Source organism: Thermodesulfobacteriota bacterium (genome assembly GCA_040756475.1).
Lineage (GTDB): Bacteria > Desulfobacterota > Deferrisomatia > Deferrisomatales > JACRMM01 > JBFLZB01.
Window position 1 is genome coordinate 8,992 of the sequence record JBFLZB010000148.1, and the last position, 2,281, is coordinate 11,272.

General features: G+C 67.6%; 6 protein-coding genes. All 6 read left to right on the forward strand.

Features of this window, described 5'->3' with window-relative positions; translation table 11 throughout:
• Nucleotides 1–84: 84 nt before the first annotated feature.
• The 6 genes from AB1578_17510 to AB1578_17535 all read left to right on the forward strand — a co-directional run bounded on the left by AB1578_17510 (nt 85) and on the right by AB1578_17535 (nt 1,969).
• A complete protein-coding gene (locus tag AB1578_17510; GenBank protein MEW6489693.1) occupies nt 85–345 on the forward strand; it encodes a toxin in 261 nt (86 codons plus the stop codon).
• Between the two features lie 19 nt (nt 346–364).
• Nucleotides 365–640, forward strand: a complete 276-nt coding sequence (locus tag AB1578_17515; protein ID MEW6489694.1) for an antitoxin — start codon at nt 365–367, stop codon at nt 638–640.
• 125 nt (nt 641–765) lie between these two features.
• Nucleotides 766–999: a toxin-antitoxin (TA) system antitoxin gene (locus AB1578_17520; GenBank protein MEW6489695.1), complete on the forward strand. Its 234-nt coding sequence runs from the start codon at nt 766–768 to the stop codon at nt 997–999.
• A complete protein-coding gene (locus AB1578_17525) occupies nt 996–1,382 on the forward strand; it encodes a type II toxin-antitoxin system VapC family toxin (protein ID MEW6489696.1) in 387 nt (128 codons plus the stop codon). Before AB1578_17520 ends, AB1578_17525 begins: the two co-directional genes overlap by 4 nt.
• Nucleotides 1,379–1,693, forward strand: a complete 315-nt coding sequence (locus AB1578_17530) for a DUF2442 domain-containing protein (protein MEW6489697.1) — start codon at nt 1,379–1,381, stop codon at nt 1,691–1,693. Before AB1578_17525 ends, AB1578_17530 begins: the two co-directional genes overlap by 4 nt.
• An 87-nt stretch (nt 1,694–1,780) precedes the next feature.
• Nucleotides 1,781–1,969 (forward strand): hypothetical protein, encoded by a 189-nt coding sequence (locus tag AB1578_17535; protein ID MEW6489698.1) that lies wholly within the window; start codon nt 1,781–1,783, stop codon nt 1,967–1,969.
• The last annotated feature ends 312 nt before the right edge of the window (nt 1,970–2,281 follow it).

The window sequence follows — 2,281 nt, forward strand, 5'->3', positions numbered from 1 at the left end:
CCGGACGTTGCCTGGGAGGTTCCCTGAGCTGCCGTCGGCAACCCACGTGTTGCCAAGACGCACACATCGGGCTACGCTCGCTGCATGAAGCGCTTTGTGTGGAGCGACGAGAAGAACGCACTCCTGCAAGAGACGCGGGGCGTGTCGTTCGAGGCTGTCGTGTTCCACATCGAGCGGGGCGACGTGCTGGACATCCTGGGACACCCGAACCCCGTGCGGTACCCGGCGCAACGCATCTTGGTGGTCCGGGTCGGCGATTACGCCCACTTGGTGCCGTTCGTGGAAGACGACGCGACGGTGTTCTTGAAGACGATCATCCCGAGCCGAAAGGCCACCCGGAGGTAGCCTGAATCCGAGGACGACCATGATTGACCTCGACGACGAAGAGAGGGAACTGCGCGAGTCCTACGACCGCGGCGAGTGGGAATCGGTCCACGACCTCGTTGCCGAGAAGGCGCGCTACACCGGGTACGCCCGCGAGGCCCTGCGCAAGGACAAGCGACTGAACCTGCGCATCAGCTCGCGCGACCTCGAGGCCCTCCAGAAGCGGGCCGTGGAAGAAGGCCTCCCCTACCAGACCCTGGCGGCCAGCATCCTGCACAAGTACGTGTCGGGGCGGCTGCAAGAGAGGAACGGGTAGGCCCGCCCACGGCGGGCGACTGCCGCGAGCGAGGGATTGGTCAAGGGATTCATCGACGACATCGCCGCCTGGCATCGCCACTTCTCCGTAAGGCGATCCCCTCACCGGCCGGGAGGAGAGCTCGGATGGATACGAAAACGATCGATGTCCGGAAGAAGCAGATTCAGCTCCCCGAGTTGATGCGTTGGGTTCGGGCCGGCACCGAGGTGGTCCTGAGCGAGGGGGACCAGCCTTTCGCCCGCGTCGTGCCCATCGCGCGGGCTCCCGAACAGCGCAAGCCCGGTCTGCATCCGGGCGCCATGACCACAGCCGACGATTTCGACGCGCCGCTCGACGATCAGTTCTGGGCCGGCAAGTGAAGCTCTTGCTCGACACCCACGCCTTCATCTGGTGGGACAGCGAACCGTCCAAGCTCGGGCGCCGGGCTCTCGATGCGTGCTGCGACCCCGCCAACACGGTCCTGCTCAGCGTCGCCAGCGCCTGGGAGATGGAGATCAAGCGCCAACTGGGGAAACTCGCCTTGCGTATGCCACTGCCGGAGATCATCGCGCAGCAGCGGGCCGCGAACGGGATCGGCCTGCTCGACCTCCAGTTTCCCCACGTCCTCCAACTCGGCTCCCTGCCCACACCGCACAAAGATCCCTTCGATCGCATCCTGGTCGCACAAGCGCTGGTGGAGGGCGCCACGTTGGTCACCGTTGATCCCGCCATCGAGGCCTACCCAGTGCCCGTGCTGTGGTGACACAAGAAAACGCCACGACGGCTCTCCCACGGGCCATTGGCCCCGGTTCTGCGGCTGAAGTCACCGACATATCTCCCCACGGCCTGTGGCTGCTCGCGGGCGGCGAAGAGCTGTTCCTGGCCTTCGACGCCTTCCCCTGGTTCCGCCACGTCCGGGGCGCCGCGGCCCGGCGGGTCGAGGAACCCGGCCCGGGCCACTTCCGCTGGCCCGACCTCGACGTCGACCTCACCCGCGACTCCATCCTCCACCCCGCACGCCAGCCACTGGTGTCGGGGCAGGGGGCGGGGGCCGTGCACGAGCCCGGGACGTAGCGCCGAACCGCCTGCCCGGGCGCGCGGTCCGCTACCTGCCCCGGCAGCCGAGGATTACCCATCCACACCAAGCCGAAGCTTGCCGACGTGCTCGACTCGGTGGAGCAGCTCTCGACCGACGAGCAAGAGGAACTGGTCGCCATCGTCCGCCGGCGCCTGGCAGGCCGCCGCCGCGCCAGACTGGCCGCCCAGGTGGCTGAGGCCAGGGCAGAGTATGGGAGCGGCCAGGCGAGGCCGGCGAGAGCCGAAGACCTGATGGCCGAGGTCCTGGGGTGAACCGGCCGCTGCTGCGAACCGCCGGGTTCGTGAGGGCCGCGAAGCGTGCGGTCCGCCGCAATCCCTCGTTTGCCGAGGACCTGCGAGCTGCCCTTGCGGCGCTGAGTGCTCTCCCACAATTGCCGCATTTCACTTACGTCCCGATAGCCGACTCGTGGGGAACACATGACCCCGTTCCTCGTGGACGCCAGGGGGTACGGTCCATCCCCACACCCGTGGGGAACACCTGCGGAGGGTGCGGTGAGTCTCCTGGAAGCCCGGTCCATCCCCACACCCGTGGGGAACACGCCTCGTTGAGGGAGTACGCGGAGG

Bases quoted from the DNA above. Each gene is read 5' to 3' on its own strand.
- AB1578_17510 (MEW6489693.1), top strand. From the start codon at position 85: ATGAAGCGCTTTGTGTGGAGCGACGAGAAGAACGCACTCCTGCAAGAG.
- AB1578_17515 (MEW6489694.1), top strand. From the start codon at position 365: ATGATTGACCTCGACGACGAAGAGAGGGAACTGCGCGAGTCCTACGAC.
- AB1578_17520 (MEW6489695.1), top strand. From the start codon at position 766: ATGGATACGAAAACGATCGATGTCCGGAAGAAGCAGATTCAGCTCCCC.